Raw genomic sequence first — 16,877 nt, 5'->3', positions numbered from 1 at the left:
TGTTCTTCCTCTCCACAAGTTAAACCGCAAGATAACTACTCGCTACACCCTATTGTAGCAAATTGTCCTTTGTATTGTCCCGCAAAAAATTAGGTAAAGCCGGATGAAGGTCATCCGGCTTTTTGTCATCAATAGATTTATCTAGATCAAAACGTACTTACAACAAATCGGCGGCTAATTGGGCGAGCTTAGAACGTTCCCCTTTCTCTAGCGTAATATGTCCGCTAATTCCTTGGTCTCTGAACCGTTCAACCAGACCCGTCAATCCATTGCTGGAAAAATCGAGGTAAGGATGGTCAATTTGCTCCGGATCACCCATAAGAATAATTTTACTGCCTTCACCAACACGCGATACAATTGTCTTAACTTCATGTCGCGTCAGATTCTGAGCTTCATCCACAATGATGAATTGGCCGGGGATGGAGCGGCCACGGATGTAAGTTAGTGCTTCAACCTGGATACTGCCCAGCCCCATCAGGATTTTATCAATGTCCCCGGATTTTTTGGTATCAAACAAAAACTCTAAATTGTCGTATATCGGCTGCATCCAAGGACGAAGCTTCTCATCCTTTTCCCCTGGCAGGAACCCGATGTCTTTTCCCATAGGAACAACAGGACGTGCAATGACCAGTTTCTTGTATTTATGCTCATCCTCTACTTTTAGCAGTCCAGCTGCTAAAGCCAGCAACGTTTTCCCCGTTCCTGCTTTACCGGTAATTGTGACCAGCGGAATATCATCATTCAGCAACAGTTCCAGCGCCATCCGTTGCTGAGCATTTCTGGCGCTGATTCCCCAAACGGGTTCATTACTTAAATAAAGAGGTTCCAACCTAGTGGCATCTTCGTTCAATTTTAACAAAGCGGATTTCCCTGTGCCCATCTCGTCTTTCAGAATCACAAACTCATTAGGATATAAGCTATAGTTCAAACCTAGCGGCTTAACAGGTAAAAAGCGGTAGGTGTAAAACTCATCAATTACTGAAGGATGCACCTTAATCGTCGAGTACCCGCTGTACATATCACTCGGTCCTACCGTCCGATCGGAGAGGTAATCTTGAGCGGTTAATCCGAGTACATCCGCTTTGATTCTGACCAGCACGTCCTTGCTGACCAAAACAACCGGACGAGGTGAAGACAACTCCTTCTGTTCGAGATGATAATTAAGCGCCACTGCTAAAATACGATTATCATTCGTCACTTCACCGAACATTTCTTGTACCTTGATAAAGCTTCGGTGATTCAGTTCCACTTTCACTCGCCCACCGCCTTCCAGCGGTACACCGTCATGAAGATGCCCCGTCTCCCGGAGACCATCAAGCAGACGTGATACGCCCCGAGCATTGCGGCCGAGCTCATCTGCATTGCGTTTCTTCGTATCTATTTCCTCCAGCACAACGGCCGGAATGACCACATCATGCTCATCAAAGGCAAATATTGCATTGGGATCATGCAGCAGCACATTGGTATCCAGTACAAATATTTTCTTCACAATTATCCCCTCCAACGCGGTCATTGCAGCCTTCTCTTATTCATACATATTTTTTTCCGCCCAGGGAAATCTAACAAGCATCATGGTCAGTGGTTACGCTAGCATATGATTATTTTTCGAAAGGGCGGATCCAACATGCGAATATGGCTGTGTTTGTTATTAACGGCATTCCTGCTCACCAGTTGTGGAACTGCTTCTAGACAGGCATCACCCTCTCCACAGAATCAAACGGAGAATGTTCCTAGAACGCAAAGCACTGACTACAACATGTATGGGAATGGGAACAGCGCTGGAATTTTGACGGATCGTGATAAGCAGATTTATTTAGAGAAACTTGTTATGAAAGTCCCAGGTGTCAAGGGCGCCCATTGTGTCGTTATGGGTAATACTGCCGTCGTCGGTATCGATGTCGACAGCAAGCTGGAAAGAGCACGTGTCGGAAGCATCAAATATACAGTGGCCGAAGCGCTTCGCAAGGATCCTCACGGAGCCGGTGCTATCGTTACGGCGGATATGGACATCAATCAAAGGATTACTGAAATAGGCAAAAAAATACGTGAGGGTCACCCCGTTTCCGGATTAGCAACCGAACTCGGAGATATTATTGGGCGTATCGTCCCGCAAATGCCTAATGATACGCGTCAACACGATAGCGGTAACCGGATGCAAATGGCCCCAGGAAAAGGTAATCAGCAGCAGAACCGCTAAAAGTTTGTCCCAATCATCGAAAAAAGCCCAGCGAATTATCGCTAGGCTTTTTTCATTGCGGCAAAAACTTGACTATCCAATTTGTCAGCAGCACGCTTGTCATAAATTTTGGCGTATTCCGGCGCGGCTACGAGCTGTGCCCCATAGAACAAAGCATTTCGAACCGCGTCGATATGCACATCGAAACAGCACATCTTAAATGGAACTTCAGCCAAAGGGTCCTGCGTGACAGTCGCGCTGCCGTTGATGGCATAAATCGTATCCTGTCCAAACACCGTGACCGTAACTCTAGGATTGGCTTTAATATTGTCTACGAGCCTTGACCGATGATCCAAGGCTAGCCTAAGCGTTGAATGATCAACGGCATAAACCCAGGATATCGCACTGGACGTAGGACCTCCGGATTCCTGATCGACCGTATTCAGCAATACGAACGTTTCGGACTGGAAAACAGCATAAAGCGAATCGGATAATTGGGAAACGAACTCAGACATAGAACCCAGCCCTCCTGTACATTCATATCCCTTTTCGGGACTGAACCTCAAGACACTTTAGCAACCCTGTAACTTAATTGTATTATACCATCTCAGAAAACTTGCATTCAATCGTCAGCGGCCTGTGGCTCCTTCGGTTTCTGCCTGTGCTGCAGCAGGCTTAATGCCCGCAATTTCATCCTTTAAGGCCTGCTTCGCCTTATCCAGTTCATCGTCATTCAAATAGACGTACGGGCTTCTCCAGGTTCCGGTTACCGGCATAAAAGCAACATTTTCTTTGGAGATGTTCCAATATGCCGAGATGATATTTTTCATTTGCTGTGATTCCAGATCCGTCTCCATGTTCTTGCCGACAGATTCGATCACTTTTCCCGCTCCCATAACCCCGTCAAGCGATTTCGCTTGATCAATCAGGGCATGCAGCACTTCGTTTTGCCGTTTATTACGGCTGAAGTCATCAGAACCCTTCGTTCTCGGGCGACAGTTCGATTTCCGATAACGAACGTAACCAAGGGCTTCCTCTCCTTTTAGATGCTGAGCCCCTGCTTTGAGATTAATATCGGTCCCGTCAGCTCTGTCGCGGTAGCACATATTCGCGTCCACATTGACGTCAACCCCACCCAAAGCGTTCACAACATCCCGGAAGCCTTGAAAGTTGACCACAGTAACATAGTCAATCTGAAGATCAAAAAACTTGCTCATCATCGTCTTCATTTCTTGCTTGGCAGAGGTGCCGGTTTTTTTCTCGGCGGCTAAAAAATTTGGATAGAATGCATTGATTTTGTTCGTTTTATAGCCGTCCATATCGAGCTTGGTATCACGAGGCAAGGAAACCACCGTTGCAGATTTCGTTTCCGGGTTCATCGAGATCACCATAATGACATCACTTAGATGAGTGCCGGTCTCCGGACGATAATCCGTACCGAGCAGAAGCATCGTGAGCGGTTTGACTTTGGCAGATTTTTCAGCAGGGACATCCCCAGATGTACCCGTCGCATCGATCACTTTATCCGCAGTGTAAAGCAAATAGCCTCCGTATAAACCGACTCCAATCACCGCAATGATGATGAGCGTCAGCATCACTTTCAAAAACTTCTTGAAGCCGCTTGACTTCTTACCCTTTTTCGATGGACCTTTTGAAGAACGTGTTGGAATTTGCCCGCGGGGCGGCAAGCCGCTGCGTTGAGAACTCATGAAACAAGCACCTTATTTCTGTCAAAAATTAAGTCGTATTTATAATGACGTTTGGCGAAGCAAAAAGGTTACCGGAAAGGGAGACCCTTCATACTGCTTTGTCCCCCGAAGCCGGTGAAGATTCATTTTTTTTTCGTTGACGGCCTTCCACAAAATAGCGGATCCGCACCATCAGCATCAAAATGACAGCGACAAGCAAGCACTGAATGATCGGTAGTTTGTCAATTTGAAAAATGAGCAGAAGGAAAGAACCGCTCGCCATCAGAAGATACAGGATGATCTCTTTAATCAAAGAAAGCTTCTGCTGTGCACGAAATACTTTGTTGTACACAAATACAATCAGCACAAAAATCATCAGATAGGCAATGACAGGATGCTCTGCAAACCAAGCCTGCAAGGCGGACCCTCCTTCAATTGTCAATGAATAGCTACATTATAAATTGGCTTCGGACATTTTACGATGCTTCTCAGCCCGCTCGCGTTCGCTCTTGTTCAAGATTTTCTTACGCATGCGAACCGATTTTGGTGTAATTTCGCAATACTCATCGTCATTCAAGTATTCAAGCGCCTGCTCCAGAGAAAAGAGCAGTGGCGTTTTCATCTTAACGGTTTCGTCCTTCGTTGCAGAACGAACGTTGGTAAGCTGCTTTTCTTTACAAATGTTTACGACAATATCGTTATCACGTGTATGTTCCCCGACGATCATGCCTTCGTAAATCTCAGTTCCTGGCTCAACGAACAAAATCCCACGATCTTCGATCGAAAGAATACCGTACAGCGTCGACATCCCGTTTTCACTGGATACCAAAACTCCCTCGTGACGTCCGCCTACTTGACCGCCGATCAAAGGACCGTAGCTGTCAAAGGCATGGTTCATGACGCCATATCCACGCGTTAAGGTCAAGAAATTCGTACGGTAACCAATCAAGCCACGAGCCGGGATGAGAAACTCCAGACGCACTTGACCATTCCCGGTATTCACCATGTTGACCATTTCAGCTTTTCGGGAACCAAGGCTCTCCATGACTGCCCCCATACTCTCCTCGGGAACATCGATCATCAGACGTTCAAGCGGCTCCATCTTCACGCCGTCAATTTCCTTAACGATAACCTCCGGTTTGGAAACTTGCATCTCATATCCTTCACGGCGCATGTTTTCGATCAAAATCCCCAAATGGAGCTCACCGCGACCGGAAACGATAAATGCATCCGGGCTGTCTGTTTCTTCAACACGAAGCGACACGTCTGTCTCCAGTTCCTTGAACAACCGTTCACGGAGTTTACGAGAGGTTACCCATTTACCTTCGCGGCCAGCAAAAGGACTGTTGTTCACGAGGAACGTCATTTGCAGGGTAGGCTCGTCAATTTTCAAGACAGGCAGTGCTTCAGGCTGGTTCGGATCGGCGAGGGTTTCCCCGATATTGATATCCTTAATCCCGGAAACAGCGACAATGTCCCCTGCACCAGCTTCAGGAATTTCTATACGACGCAAGCCTTGAAAGCCAAACAATTTCTCGATACGCGCGGATTTTTTTCCTCCGTCACGTGTCATGACAGTAATAGCCTGCCCTTCACGAATAATTCCACGGTTGACACGACCGATAGCGATCCGACCCAAATATTCGTTATAGTCCATCAGTGTAACGAGAAATTGGAGTGGCTCATCCACTTTTTCTGTAGGTGCCGGAATGTGATCAATGATCGTTTCATACAAAGCCAGCATGTTGTGATCTTGTTTTTCCGGGTCCAAGCTCGATGTTCCTTCAAGCGCGGAAGCATAAACAACCGGGAATTCCAATTGCTCATCACTTGCTTCGAGCTCGATAAACAGATCAAGCACCTCATCGATAACTTCCGCAGGACGAGCTGCAGGTCGGTCGATTTTATTAACGACAACAATCGGAACCAAATCATGCTCAAGCGCTTTACGTAAAACGAACTTGGTCTGCGGCATGCAACCTTCATAGGCATCAACAACGAGCAGTACGCCGTCAACCATTTTCATAATCCGTTCCACTTCGCCGCCAAAGTCGGCGTGCCCTGGTGTATCGACAATGTTAATTAAGTAATCCTTGTACGTAATGGCCGTATTTTTGGCCAAGATCGTAATACCACGTTCACGTTCCAAATCGTTTGAATCCATAGCGCGTTCTTGAACAGCTTCATTTTTCCGAAAAATACCCGATTGCTGCAACAGCTTATCAACTAGTGTCGTCTTCCCATGGTCAACGTGGGCAATAATCGCGATATTACGGATGTGACTTCTTTCATGCATAAGTTTATCTCCATATCCTTTCGTCTCTTTAATGTTTTATAAAAGATTGCGCCTCAGGCGGTTATTTAAGCATGCCTAAAAACGAAGCGCAATGCGGTTAGCCACAAAACAAAGCGTCGGACTTTAATGCCGACGCTTGACATATCCCTTATATTATACGCTAAATATTGAATAATTCAAGAACTTCCCAGCCGTCACCATAATCCCCTTCTATTCCCTCGAGTCCCTTTGGAGGCGATTAACCAGACTCCCCCAATAATCAGCAGAGCCGCAAGAACGTATACGATCTGTAAGGAGAACAAGGTGAAGCTCAGAAACAGAACTGAGACCGCTCCAACAATAAGCGAAGAAATTAATATTCCTCGCTGAGGCTGGGGTGAGAACAAATAGAACTCAAACAAACCGACAGCAATTCCAAGGAAGAACAACGGCCACGTATATTTGAGGGTGCTCCATCCTCCAATGATTCCGGCAAAGAACACGATGCTGTATACGACGAGAATTCCGCCGGGAATGAGCAGCTCCGAAGGTCCCTTTCTCCAAAAATGCCAAAGATGCAGCACAATGCCCGGAATCAGCAGTATTAGCGGCCATAGCGTCTTTCCTAGGAAGCTGAAAACCCCTAATTTTCCTAGTAAAATGATGACACCGGCGGCGAGGATTAATACACCTGTCATTATTTTATTATTTTCGGACATATCCATCACACACCTTCCAGAAGACAATGAAGGACAAGTCGCACCAAAAAGCGACATTTCCTTCTCACTTCCAGTTTAAATGAAAAACGGTCAAAAAACCACTCTTCTCCTTCAAGGTGAAGATGATTTTTTAACCGCAGCCATTTAAAACACTATTCTGAAAATTAATTTCGCTTGACTCTCGATTTTTTATACCAGCCGAACAGCATAATTAATCCGGCTATAAAAACAGGAATCATCTCCGATAGCCTCGGAGCAGCAGCTACCAGCAGTGGGCCAAACTGAGGATCCTGCAGCACCATATCTCCCGCGGTAAACCCTAAAATGCCTGCTCCTGCATAGGTTAAAATCGGCAATCGTTGCAGCCAATCAGCGATTAAATTACTTCCCCATACGACGATCGGTATGCTGATGGCGATCCCGATGACAAGGATAGATAAATCTCCCTTCGCCAAAGCGGCGATAGCGAGTACATTGTCCAAGCTCATGATAAAATCAGCCGCCAGAATTGTTTGAACCGCCTTCCACATGGAGCCTGCGCCAGAGACACGGGTATGTTCCTCCTGCGGCAATAGTAGCTTCAAGGCAATTGCAGCAAGAAGAAGGCCTCCAGCTGCATGAATAAACGGAATTTGCAGCAAGATAACGGCTACCCAGGTTAGCACACAGCGAAGAACGACTGCCCCCATCGCTCCCCACCAAACCGCTCGCTTTCGCTGCTTTAACGGCAAATTTTTACTGGCCATTGCGATGACTACGGCGTTATCGCCACTAAGAACTAAATTTATGATCAATATCTCCGTTAATAGAAATAGCTGCTCCACCTTCGATCCCTCCCATACAACTTGTATGAGCGGATTAGCCAAGCTATGCCTTTTTTGAAAAAATACACTGGACAAATGAATCCTTTTGATCAATAAATACGTATATACATCCGAAGAGGAAGTGACATACGTGGAATTATTTAGTGCAACATTTTTTCTCGCCTTGATCAATATTGTATTTATTGATTTAATTTTAGCGGGAGACAATGCAATCGTAATCGGAATGGCGGCAAGAAAACTCCCCCACTCGGTGCAAAAGAAAGCGATCATATATGGTACAGCAGGTGCCGTGACCCTTCGGATCCTGGCTACTGTCGTTGTCGTTTGGCTCCTTGGGATTCCATGGTTGCTTGCCGTAGGCGGCTTACTGTTAATCTTCATCGCGTATAAGGTGTTGGCTGATGACGGAAACCACGATTCGGTCGAAGCCAAGGACAAGCTTTGGCCCGCCGTACGGACGATAATCATAGCTGATGCAGCGATGGGCCTTGACAATGTCATCGCGGTAGCAGGCGCAGCCCAACAGCATATCATCTTGGTCGTAATAGGCCTGCTTATCAGCGTACCGATTGTTGTCTGGGGAAGCACCCTATTTATAAAGCTGCTGGACAAGTTTCCGTGGATCGCTTATATCGGCTCGGCCGTCTTGGCTTATACCGCAGGTAACATGATCACCGAAGAACCGCATTTTCTTCCTTTCTTCGAGGACAATCCTGTACTGCGCTACCTGCTAATTTCCGTTGTTATTATCGGAGTAGTTCTTGCAGGTTTCTTGAAAAAGAAACGCCAAATGCAAACCGAAGAAGACAAAGGCCATACACATCCGGCTACGCATTAAAAAATCCGTCAGGAGAATCCTGACGGATTTTTTAATTTGTAATCGTCTATCGCCAAGCTACTGTTAAAACCATTTATCCTGTATGACATCCTCGGACGTATCAGAGGCGCTTCGAACAATAGGTTGCCCCGGTCTGATGAGGACAGTTTCCGTCCCATTTACAGCCCGCTCAATCTGCTCCTCCAAATCCGGAAGCGACTGCTCGATTCGTTCGACGATGCGGAGATTCGGATTGGTTGAAGGCGACTTGGGCACAAACAGAGTGCAGCAATCCTCATATGGCAGTATAGATAAGTCGTAAGTGCCGATCCGCTGCGCTAATGAAATGATATCTATCTTATCGCTCATAACTAACGGGCGAAGTAGCGGCAAGTCCGTCACCCGGCCGATGACATTCATGCTTGACAAGGTTTGACTCGCTACTTGACCCAAGCTATCCCCCGTTACCAAGGCAAGCGCTCCACTCTGTTCCGCCAGCTTGGTGGCGATTCGCAGCATTGATCTTCGCATAAGAGTAATGACAAGGTTCTCCTGTCCCGTTTGTACCAAAGATGTTTGAATCTCTGTGAAAGGAACGAGGTGAAGCTTGATCTCTCCAGCATACCTTGACAGCACGGCAGCAAGATCAATAACCTTCTCTTCAGCTTTTTTACTCGTAAACGGATAACTGTGAAAATGCACGCATTCGATTTCAAGTCCACGACGTAGTGCCGACCAGCCGGCTACGGGACTATCGATACCGCCGGATAACAGCAGCATGGCTTTACCGTTGGAGCCTAAAGGGAAACCTCCTGCACCAGGAATAATTTCGGAGAACAGATATGTCCCATGCTCCCGTATTTCTACTCTCAGTTCAATCTCTGGATGGTGAACATCAACTTTCAACTGCGGGCAGGTGCCAAGTATCGGTCCACCTACGAGCCGGTTCATATCCTGAGAGGAGTGCGGGAACTCTTTCCAAACCCGGCGAGCACTCACCTTAAAAGTGGTCCCATCAGGCGCAGGTTCCGCCTTCATAAAAGAAACGGCGGTTGAAACGATATCCTCCAGTTTTGATGGAGCCACTTTCACTGGACAAATAGAGGTTACACCAAACACTTTTTTCATTTCGACAATAATATCATCCATCGGTTCTCCGTTAAGGATGAGGTAAATCCGGCCGAACTCCTTTTGAATTTCCGTTCGGGGATACGGCTTAAGAAGCGTTTGAACATGCTTATAAACGACTTTCTCAAACTTAGATCGGTTACGTCCTTTCATCATAATTTCCCCAAAGCGAAGTATTAACAGGTCATAATCTCTCACTCGGCTGTCTCTCCTATCGTAATCTTTGCAAACGCCGAACAGCATCGTCCAAGGCATTAAGCAAAGCGTCAATATCTTTATCCGTATGCTCCTCACCAAGACTGATACGTATGCCGGAGCTTGCTTCATCTCGGCTCTTTCCCATCGCCAGCAACACACGGCTCGGCTCACTTCGTTTGGAAGAACATGCTGAACGGGTTGAAACGAAGAACCCTTTCTCCTCGAGGATATGAAGGAAGGCCTCTGCTTTCATGCCTGGATACGAAAACTGTACGATATGTGGTGCCCCATCCACAGGCGAATTTATACTAAGCTCGGGTATCGCTATAATTCCCCGAATAAGTCTTTCTCTAAGGCCGGAAAACTTCGTTCGCCGAGCGTCTAAACCTTCTCTTGCCATCCGAAGAGCTTTGGCAAATGCCACGATGTAAGGAACGTTCTCAGTTCCGGAACGCAAGCCTCCCTCCTGGCCTCCTCCAGCCAGCAGCGGAGCGAGTTTAAGCCCCTCACGGACGAAGAGTAGTCCAACGCCTTTTGGCCCTCTTATTTTATGCGCGGATAGGCTATATAAGTCAATGCCGCTCTCCTTAATCGACAGCGGAACCTTTCCGAACCCTTGAACCCCGTCAACATGAAACAGTACACGTGGTGCCTGTTCCTTCAACGCCTGCCCGATTTCAGATACCGGTTGAATCGTCCCCGTCTCATTGTTGACGTGCATGATCGATACGAGCACCGTCTCCTGACGAACGGCCGCCAATACTTGCTGTGCGGAAACTTTGCCGTCCTCATCTACAGGAAGGTACGTTACCTCCCAGCCAAGCTCCTCAAGCTGCTTGCAGCTCTCGAAAACGGACGGATGCTCCGTTTGCGTCGTAATGAGGTGCTTACCGCGGCTGATATATTGCACAGCAGCTCCTTTTATCGCCGTGTTATTGCTTTCCGTTGCCCCTGCCGTAAAAATAATTTCTCTGGGTTTAACCTGCAGCGCCGCCGCGCAAACCTCCCGGGCTTTGCTTAGCAGCTTTCCGCTAGTTTCCCCTAGTTGATGCAGAGACGAAGGATTGCCATAATGTCTGCCCATAACTTCAGCTACGGTTTGGGTCACTTCCTCATACGGAGGCGTCGTAGCCGCGTGATCAAAATATAGCATTGCCTTCACCTTACCTTAAAAAAGACCAAAAAGAAAAAACGCGGAAAACCGAAAGCGAATTTCGGAGCGTTTTTCCTTTTTTGCTCTTAAATTTGTGATCTATTTCAAGCTTCGTATTTCGAAAGTGCGGTTAAAATTTTGCCGATGTACTTCTGCGTCTCCTGCGGGAGTAGATGCAGTTTGTCCATTAATTCCTGGTCATTGCTGATGCCGAGCTTCTGCAATCTTCCCGGCCCGGCATTGTAAGCCGCTAGCGCGGTCTTGAGCTCGCCGCCATAACGTTTAAGCTGGTAGGACAAATAACGCGTCCCCCCATCGATATTTTGCGCAGGATCAAACGCGTCGCTTAAGCCCAGTCCACGCGCCGTTCCGTCCATCAACTGCATTAAGCCTTTCGCCCCTGCGGAAGACACCGCTTGTGGGTTAAACGAGGATTCCGTATCAATTACGGCCTTTATCAAGCTTGTTGGAACGCTATAAGCCTGACTCGCTTTAGAAATGAGCGACTCCAACCCACCAGTTGTCCCGGCAGCGACTTCCGGATTTTTAACTTCAGCAGCAGTAGATATCTTCGGTACGTCTTGCAATGTCTGCAACAGCATACTGTCCAGTGATCCGGATAAATCCGAACCGGCAGATAAGCTTCCTGTCAACCGAGAACCTAAATCGGATGAAGTTTTCCCTTGCTCGGACAGCAGCATCTCCTGCAGTAAAATATCGAATAATGATCCATTCGTATCGCTAGATGATCCTTGCACCGAAGTGCCATCAAGATTCATTCCATTCATCGTCTGGAGTTGTATGTACTGCGACATTGTACGCGGGTCAATTTGCATGCTTAAAACTTCTCCTCTTATAAAGTCAAAACTGATAATTATATTCTACACATAAATATCGGCAATAACCACCACTTTTTGTATAAAGGTGTCGAAATTAAAACAGGCTAACGTCCTCATATTCTGACGTTAGCCTGCGGTGGGGTTATTTGAGTTTTGGCATTTTACCATTCAAGCTTGGGAAATTAACGGGTAAAAGGCATGAGAACAAAATAACTGAGCGTGGAAACAACTCCAAGTCCAATGGCCCAAGCTCCAGAAGTTTTGTTACCTTGACTATACGCATAAAATCCCAATACCGCAGCGAGCGGTCCTAAAAAAATAGACCACATAAACAACGATGCAATTCCCAAACCGACCCCTACATAACCTACCGTTCGTCCTCCCGTGGCCATTCTCGTACTGGTATCGGTACGATCAACTCCGGACATTTCCCTTTTCTCACCCGGTGAGCTAGGCTTACGTTCTTCACGAATCACATTCCCACTAAAAGTACCTGCCGGTGTCACTTCAGCTGCATATTCCTCCCGATGAGCTTTTCGGGGATAATCTGCACGTTTCTGTTCCTCAGTTGTTGAAGAGTCAGGGATGTCTTTTTTGGAATCAGTCATGATAGCACCTCCGAAATGAAATTCATTTTCCGGGTGTCAATTCCCCGTGACCTCCGGGTGTCAGTTAAGACGATTTGGCCTTCGGCTTAAAGGTGTGGCAGCAAGTAACCGAAGACGTTGCAGCCGAATCCTGATGCTCGGAATCAAATGTCTCCCCAGCAAATTCGGCATTGTATTGACGGGTTGCGTGCTGATCGATATCGATCATGATGACATCGGCATTACATACGTTTTGTGCTCCCCAATAGGAACAGTTGGATACACTACATTTTACCAAGGGCTTTTCCTTGTTTGGCATTATGATCACCTCGGATTTCATTTTCCCCTTTCCCCAGACGCACTATTCAGCCGTAAAGTAGAAAAAAGTGTAAATAAACAAAAAAAGATGCCTGATCGAAAAGATCGGCATCGTTATAATAATCGTTTAATCAAGTTATTTGGCGCTCGCCTTGTTCAAGCGTAGCTGAGTTAGATAATCACTCTCGTAATAGCTTAAATCGTCGCGAAGCTCCTCGAACAGACGGGTCACATCCAGTACAACGTCACGGGCATCTCTGGTCGGTTTCTTGCGGAACCGAATGGCGTCCTGTCCCGTATAGGCATACCTTCCATCTTCGGAATAACTCTCATTTTTGGGATAGAAGAAATTATTAACACAATCATGGTATACATGGTACAACACTTTCTCAGCCGACTCCTCCTCGAAGGTACCACGGCGTAAAATCACACCAAGCTTCTCGTAGCATCCTTCGGAGTAAACAAGCAAATGCCGCAGGTCAGACAAAAATCCTTGGTAGAACAAGGTTAAATCTTCATCATGTCCTTCCATAAGCTGTGGCAATGAATAGTAATTCAAAAACGACTCGATTCTGCTGGCCGCGCTCTTCAGCTTTTCCCTAGTTGTTTCACACAGCTGCCTGATGTTATTGGCTTGTGGCATGCGAACAATTCTCCTTCACCTGTAATGATCTGTTTTGTCATTAACGAAATTATCGTATCACAATTTGTTCAAATACGGTATCCCTTAAGAATAAAAACAAGGACAACACCTCACGCTATACACATAAGTTTTAAGCATAAAGGAGGTTTACCCAATGAAATGGCGTAGATGGGCCGCAATTGGACTTTCTGGTGCTGCAGCCATTGCAGCGATATCCCTGTTGTTTCCGCCCTCAGACACGTCCCCCCGGGAGCGGGTATCCAAGCTGGCCGTCCCTAAGCCGGCTCAGGAACAACAGATTAAACAAAAAATTCTCCAACGCGACATGTCGGCGACCGAACGACTCAATCGACTGGATGCCAAAGGTCATGTCCGTACCCTTGCAGCCTCATTGATGCAAAACCCACGTAAAAGCTTACCTGCCACTGTCCGGGAGCTTCAAAAGGACCATAAGCAGTTTCAAGCCATTTTGTGGTTTGATGCGGCAAGCGGGAAAGAAAAGCAATTTCGTCGGGCGGATTTTCATCCCGATCATACTGTAAAGAAACAGATGGATTCCTACCTGAGCTTTGCCCGTAAGGCGATTAAGCAGACTAAGTCCTATGAATCCCCTGCCTTTCCCGAGAAGCAGCCGAAATATTTTATAACGGCGGAGCCGGCAAAATCTGGAAAACAAGGCGTTATCGCCATTATGGACGTGAGCATTCTTGGTCAAGTCCAGGCGCATCAAGACAAAAATTTACGGCTTATCCCTTATCCTAAGGAAGGCAAGTACAGGGTAGAATCCGTTCATGCCGATACGCTTCGCGACATTACGGTTAAAACAGGCCACGATAACGAGAACGCAAGTCATTATTATGAAAATGAAATCGTGGTAACGTTTCAGCGAACACCGACCGCTCAAGAGCTAAAGCAGATGCAGGAGGATATCGGCAGTCGCCCGGCGCGCCGCATCAACCACACGTACATTTTCAGTGGGGCAAAAATGGACATGAAGAAGCTAAAAATCTATTTCCAGCGCAAATGGAACCCTAAATATATTGAGCCGCATTACCTGTACCTCACCAACGAAAATACAGGGTATTTTAATGATGAAGGTAATGGTTACTTTGATTCTGGATCGCCTGATGTTCCAAATGACCTATTATTTTCCGAATATCAATGGAACCTGCCGATCATCGAAACAAACCGGGGTTGGCAGCTCTCCAAAGGAAGTAATGAGGTAGTCGTCGCGGTAGTGGACACAGGTGTTGACCTGAAACATCCCGATTTAAAAGGGCGACTGTTAAAGGGGTATAACGTCATTAACCCGAAAAAGCAGCCTCTGGATGACGTTGGCCACGGCACACATGTAGCCGGTATCATCTCCGCTAACGTCAACAACAATGAAGGGATAGCCGGAATGATGTGGGGCGGCAAAATACTGCCAGTTAAAGCACTGGATAAATCCGGATCTGGGACAACCTATTCTGTAGCCCAAGGAATTATTTGGGCGGCCGACCATGGAGCTAAAGTCATCAATATGAGTCTGGGAAATTATGCGGACTCCCAGTTCCTGCACGAAGCGATCAAATATGCTTACGATCGGGACGTCGTCTTAATCGCTGCCACCGGAAATGACAATACAGAGCGCCCTGGCTACCCAGCGGCCTATCCTGAAGTGCTATCCGTTTCAGCAACGGACTATAATATGCAAAAAGCTTCATTCTCGAATTACGGGGATTATATCGATGTTATGGCACCGGGGGAAAGCATTGCGAGTACGTATCCGGGCAATCAATACGCCGCATTGTCTGGCACCTCCATGGCTAGCCCGCATGTGGCAGCGCTGGCTGCGTTGATAAGGTCGGTCAATCCCGAGCTTAAAAACACCGAAGTGATGGACATTATCCGAAATAACGTCATCGATCTTGGTGATGCCGGACGTGATAAATATTTTGGATTTGGACAAATCGATGTATATACAGCCCTTCAGGCCGCCGGAAGCGGCGGAGCGCCTCTACAGTTCTGGCCGCAGTCGATCCAACGAAAAATGGACCATGTCCTTGAGCGTAGTAAGTGACTTAATTGAAATTGACATAACTACGCTAAACAGCGGACAATAAAAAAACACGGCAGTCTAGGACAAAAAAAATCCTGGACTGCCGTGTTTTTTATTATGGGATATTCCCCCATCTTTTTTTCATACGATAAGCGGGTGATGGGAATCGAACCCACGCTACCAGCTTGGAAGGCTGGAGTTCTACCATTGAACTACACCCGCAAAAAACATAATCGGGATGACACGATTCGAACATGCGACCCCCTGGTCCCAAACCAGGTGCTCTACCAAGCTGAGCTACATCCCGATAATGAAGAAAAAAATGGCGCGCCCTAAGAGATTCGAACTCCTGACCTTTTGATTCGTAGTCAAACGCTCTATCCAGCTGAGCTAAGGGCGCAAATTATGGAGCGGACGACGGGAATCGAACCCGCGACCCTCGCCTTGGCAAGGCGATGCTCTACCGCTGAGCCACGTCCGCATAATAATGGTGCGCGTGGAGGGACTTGAACCCCCACGTCAAAGACGCTAGATCCTAAGTCTAGTGCGTCTGCCAATTCCGCCACACGCGCACATTTCAAAGTGAGCCATGAAGGACTCGAACCTTCGACACCCTGATTAAGAGTCAGGTGCTCTACCAACTGAGCTAATGGCTCTTACTGGTGCCGGCGAGAGGACTTGAACCCCCAACCTACTGATTACAAGTCAGTTGCTCTACCAGTTGAGCTACACCGGCATATGAATATGGTGGAGCCAAGCGGGATCGAACCGCTGACCTCCTGCTTGCAAGGCAGGCGCTCTCCCAGCTGAGCTATGGCCCCACATTCAATTTTATGATGGGCCTAGTGGACTCGAACCACCGACCTCACCCTTATCAGGGGTGCGCTCTAACCAACTGAGCTAAGGGCCCTCATAAAAAATAGCCCCATTAAGGGGAAGTGCTTGGCGGCGTCCTACTCTCCCAGGACCCTTCGGTCCAAGTACCATCGGCGCTGGAGGGCTTAACGGTCGTGTTCGGGATGGGTACGCGTGGAACCCCTCCGCCATCGCCACCAAACGTTTTCTCCGGTCGTGTTACTCCCGGATACTTATTCAAGGTGTTAATCCTTGAAAACTGGATACGAAACTTAATTTGCGTGTTAGCCCTTACTCAGTTCCCGGGGTCCCCGAAAAGTATTAGGAATACTCTCCGAAGCCTCCGCTTCACTTTTTGGGGTAATTTTGGATAAGCCCTCGACCGATTAGTACCTGTCAGCTCCATACATTGCTGCACTTCCACCTCAGGCCTATCAACCTCGTCGTCTTCAAGGGGTCTTACTAATTGGGAAATCTCATCTTGAGGGAGGCTTCACGCTTAGATGCTTTCAGCGCTTATCCCGTCCGCACTTAGCTACCCAGCTATGCTCCTGGCGGAACAACTGGTGCACCAGCGGTGCGTCCATCCCGGTCCTCTCGTACTAAGGACAGCTCC

At 47.3% G+C, this 16,877-nt stretch carries 16 protein-coding genes, 9 tRNA genes and 2 rRNA genes; 3 read left to right on the top strand and 24 right to left on the bottom strand.

The features are described from left to right. Positions 1 to 157: 157 nt before the first annotated feature. On the bottom strand, positions 158 to 1,489 hold the full coding sequence (locus ACFQ3W_RS06915; protein ID WP_379318012.1) for a PhoH family protein: 1,332 nt from the start codon (positions 1,487 to 1,489) through the stop codon (positions 158 to 160). Between the two features lie 135 nt (positions 1,490 to 1,624). Here ACFQ3W_RS06915 and ACFQ3W_RS06910 point away from each other — a divergent pair, with 135 nt between their 5' ends. Continuing rightward, a complete protein-coding gene (locus ACFQ3W_RS06910) occupies positions 1,625 to 2,197 on the top strand; it encodes a YhcN/YlaJ family sporulation lipoprotein (RefSeq protein ID WP_379318010.1) in 573 nt (190 codons plus the stop codon). 41 nt (positions 2,198 to 2,238) lie between these two features. Here ACFQ3W_RS06910 and ACFQ3W_RS06905 read toward each other — a convergent pair whose 3' ends face one another. From ACFQ3W_RS06905 to ACFQ3W_RS06880, 6 genes are all read right to left on the bottom strand, one after another. Next, the gene (locus tag ACFQ3W_RS06905; protein WP_379318008.1) at positions 2,239 to 2,691 is read right to left on the bottom strand and encodes a pyridoxamine 5'-phosphate oxidase family protein; all 453 of its coding nucleotides are present in this window, start codon (positions 2,689 to 2,691) and stop codon (positions 2,239 to 2,241) included. 114 nt (positions 2,692 to 2,805) lie between these two features. Then, positions 2,806 to 3,885, bottom strand: coding sequence for an LCP family protein (locus tag ACFQ3W_RS06900; protein WP_379318006.1), 1,080 nt, complete (start codon positions 3,883 to 3,885; stop codon positions 2,806 to 2,808). A gap of 88 nt (positions 3,886 to 3,973) precedes the next feature. Then, positions 3,974 to 4,282, bottom strand: a complete 309-nt coding sequence (locus ACFQ3W_RS06895) for a YlaH-like family protein (protein WP_379318004.1) — start codon at positions 4,280 to 4,282, stop codon at positions 3,974 to 3,976. Positions 4,283 to 4,318: 36 nt separating this feature from the next. After that, a complete protein-coding gene (typA, locus tag ACFQ3W_RS06890) occupies positions 4,319 to 6,160 on the bottom strand; it encodes a translational GTPase TypA (RefSeq protein WP_379318002.1) in 1,842 nt (613 codons plus the stop codon). A gap of 194 nt (positions 6,161 to 6,354) precedes the next feature. Further along, a complete protein-coding gene (locus tag ACFQ3W_RS06885) occupies positions 6,355 to 6,837 on the bottom strand; it encodes a hypothetical protein (protein ID WP_379318000.1) in 483 nt (160 codons plus the stop codon). A 185-nt stretch (positions 6,838 to 7,022) separates the two neighbouring features. After that, positions 7,023 to 7,682 (bottom strand): TerC family protein, encoded by a 660-nt coding sequence (locus tag ACFQ3W_RS06880; RefSeq protein WP_379317998.1) that lies wholly within the window; start codon positions 7,680 to 7,682, stop codon positions 7,023 to 7,025. Positions 7,683 to 7,812: 130 nt separating this feature from the next. Between ACFQ3W_RS06880 and ACFQ3W_RS06875 the strand changes: the two genes are divergently transcribed. Next, positions 7,813 to 8,520 carry a TerC family protein gene (locus tag ACFQ3W_RS06875; protein ID WP_379317996.1) on the top strand — a complete coding sequence of 236 codons (708 nt, stop codon included), beginning with the start codon at positions 7,813 to 7,815 and terminating at the stop codon, positions 8,518 to 8,520. Positions 8,521 to 8,583: 63 nt separating this feature from the next. Here the strand turns inward: ACFQ3W_RS06875 and thiI are convergent, their stop codons facing one another. The 6 genes from thiI to ACFQ3W_RS06845 all read right to left on the bottom strand — a co-directional run bounded on the left by thiI (position 8,584) and on the right by ACFQ3W_RS06845 (position 13,365). After that, positions 8,584 to 9,870: a tRNA uracil 4-sulfurtransferase ThiI gene (gene thiI, locus ACFQ3W_RS06870; RefSeq protein ID WP_379318612.1), complete on the bottom strand. Its 1,287-nt coding sequence runs from the start codon at positions 9,868 to 9,870 to the stop codon at positions 8,584 to 8,586. Beyond that, on the bottom strand, positions 9,839 to 10,978 hold the full coding sequence (locus ACFQ3W_RS06865; RefSeq protein ID WP_379317994.1) for a cysteine desulfurase family protein: 1,140 nt from the start codon (positions 10,976 to 10,978) through the stop codon (positions 9,839 to 9,841). The genes thiI and ACFQ3W_RS06865 overlap by 32 nt, the downstream gene beginning before the upstream one ends. Positions 10,979 to 11,082: 104 nt before the next feature. Further along, on the bottom strand, positions 11,083 to 11,814 hold the full coding sequence (locus tag ACFQ3W_RS06860; RefSeq protein ID WP_379317992.1) for a lytic transglycosylase domain-containing protein: 732 nt from the start codon (positions 11,812 to 11,814) through the stop codon (positions 11,083 to 11,085). Between the two features lie 185 nt (positions 11,815 to 11,999). Continuing rightward, a complete protein-coding gene (locus ACFQ3W_RS06855; protein ID WP_379317990.1) occupies positions 12,000 to 12,425 on the bottom strand; it encodes a hypothetical protein in 426 nt (141 codons plus the stop codon). A gap of 64 nt (positions 12,426 to 12,489) precedes the next feature. Then, positions 12,490 to 12,723 (bottom strand): DUF1540 domain-containing protein, encoded by a 234-nt coding sequence (locus ACFQ3W_RS06850; RefSeq protein WP_379317988.1) that lies wholly within the window; start codon positions 12,721 to 12,723, stop codon positions 12,490 to 12,492. Positions 12,724 to 12,858: 135 nt separating this feature from the next. Beyond that, on the bottom strand, positions 12,859 to 13,365 hold the full coding sequence (locus ACFQ3W_RS06845; RefSeq protein WP_379317986.1) for a DUF3907 family protein: 507 nt from the start codon (positions 13,363 to 13,365) through the stop codon (positions 12,859 to 12,861). 154 nt (positions 13,366 to 13,519) lie between these two features. Between ACFQ3W_RS06845 and ACFQ3W_RS06840 the strand changes: the two genes are divergently transcribed. Next, positions 13,520 to 15,427 carry a S8 family peptidase gene (locus ACFQ3W_RS06840; protein WP_379317984.1) on the top strand — a complete coding sequence of 636 codons (1,908 nt, stop codon included), beginning with the start codon at positions 13,520 to 13,522 and terminating at the stop codon, positions 15,425 to 15,427. 130 nt (positions 15,428 to 15,557) lie between these two features. Here ACFQ3W_RS06840 and ACFQ3W_RS06835 read toward each other — a convergent pair. The 11 genes from ACFQ3W_RS06835 to ACFQ3W_RS06785 form a co-directional block, all read right to left on the bottom strand. Beyond that, a tRNA-Gly gene (locus ACFQ3W_RS06835) sits at positions 15,558 to 15,628 on the bottom strand. Between the two features lie 11 nt (positions 15,629 to 15,639). Next, positions 15,640 to 15,713, bottom strand: a tRNA-Pro gene (locus ACFQ3W_RS06830). A 16-nt stretch (positions 15,714 to 15,729) separates the two neighbouring features. Continuing rightward, positions 15,730 to 15,806 (bottom strand) — tRNA-Arg (locus tag ACFQ3W_RS06825). Between the two features lie 6 nt (positions 15,807 to 15,812). Beyond that, a tRNA-Gly gene (locus tag ACFQ3W_RS06820) sits at positions 15,813 to 15,887 on the bottom strand. Between the two features lie 7 nt (positions 15,888 to 15,894). Next, a tRNA-Leu gene (locus ACFQ3W_RS06815) sits at positions 15,895 to 15,978 on the bottom strand. Positions 15,979 to 15,989: 11 nt separating this feature from the next. After that, positions 15,990 to 16,062 (bottom strand) — tRNA-Lys (locus tag ACFQ3W_RS06810). A 4-nt stretch (positions 16,063 to 16,066) separates the two neighbouring features. Continuing rightward, positions 16,067 to 16,142: transfer RNA gene (locus ACFQ3W_RS06805), tRNA-Thr, on the bottom strand. Positions 16,143 to 16,151: 9 nt separating this feature from the next. Continuing rightward, positions 16,152 to 16,227: transfer RNA gene (locus tag ACFQ3W_RS06800), tRNA-Ala, on the bottom strand. Between the two features lie 16 nt (positions 16,228 to 16,243). Beyond that, a tRNA-Ile gene (locus ACFQ3W_RS06795) sits at positions 16,244 to 16,316 on the bottom strand. Positions 16,317 to 16,346: 30 nt separating this feature from the next. Further along, positions 16,347 to 16,463: ribosomal RNA gene (gene rrf / locus ACFQ3W_RS06790) — 5S ribosomal RNA — on the bottom strand. 164 nt (positions 16,464 to 16,627) lie between these two features. Then, positions 16,628 to 16,877 (bottom strand): 23S ribosomal RNA (locus ACFQ3W_RS06785); the annotation flags it as partial.

This window comes from Paenibacillus puldeungensis (assembly GCF_042678945.1).
GTDB lineage: Bacteria > Bacillota > Bacilli > Paenibacillales > Paenibacillaceae > Fontibacillus > Fontibacillus puldeungensis.
This window is presented reverse-complemented; position numbering and strand designations above follow the sequence as displayed.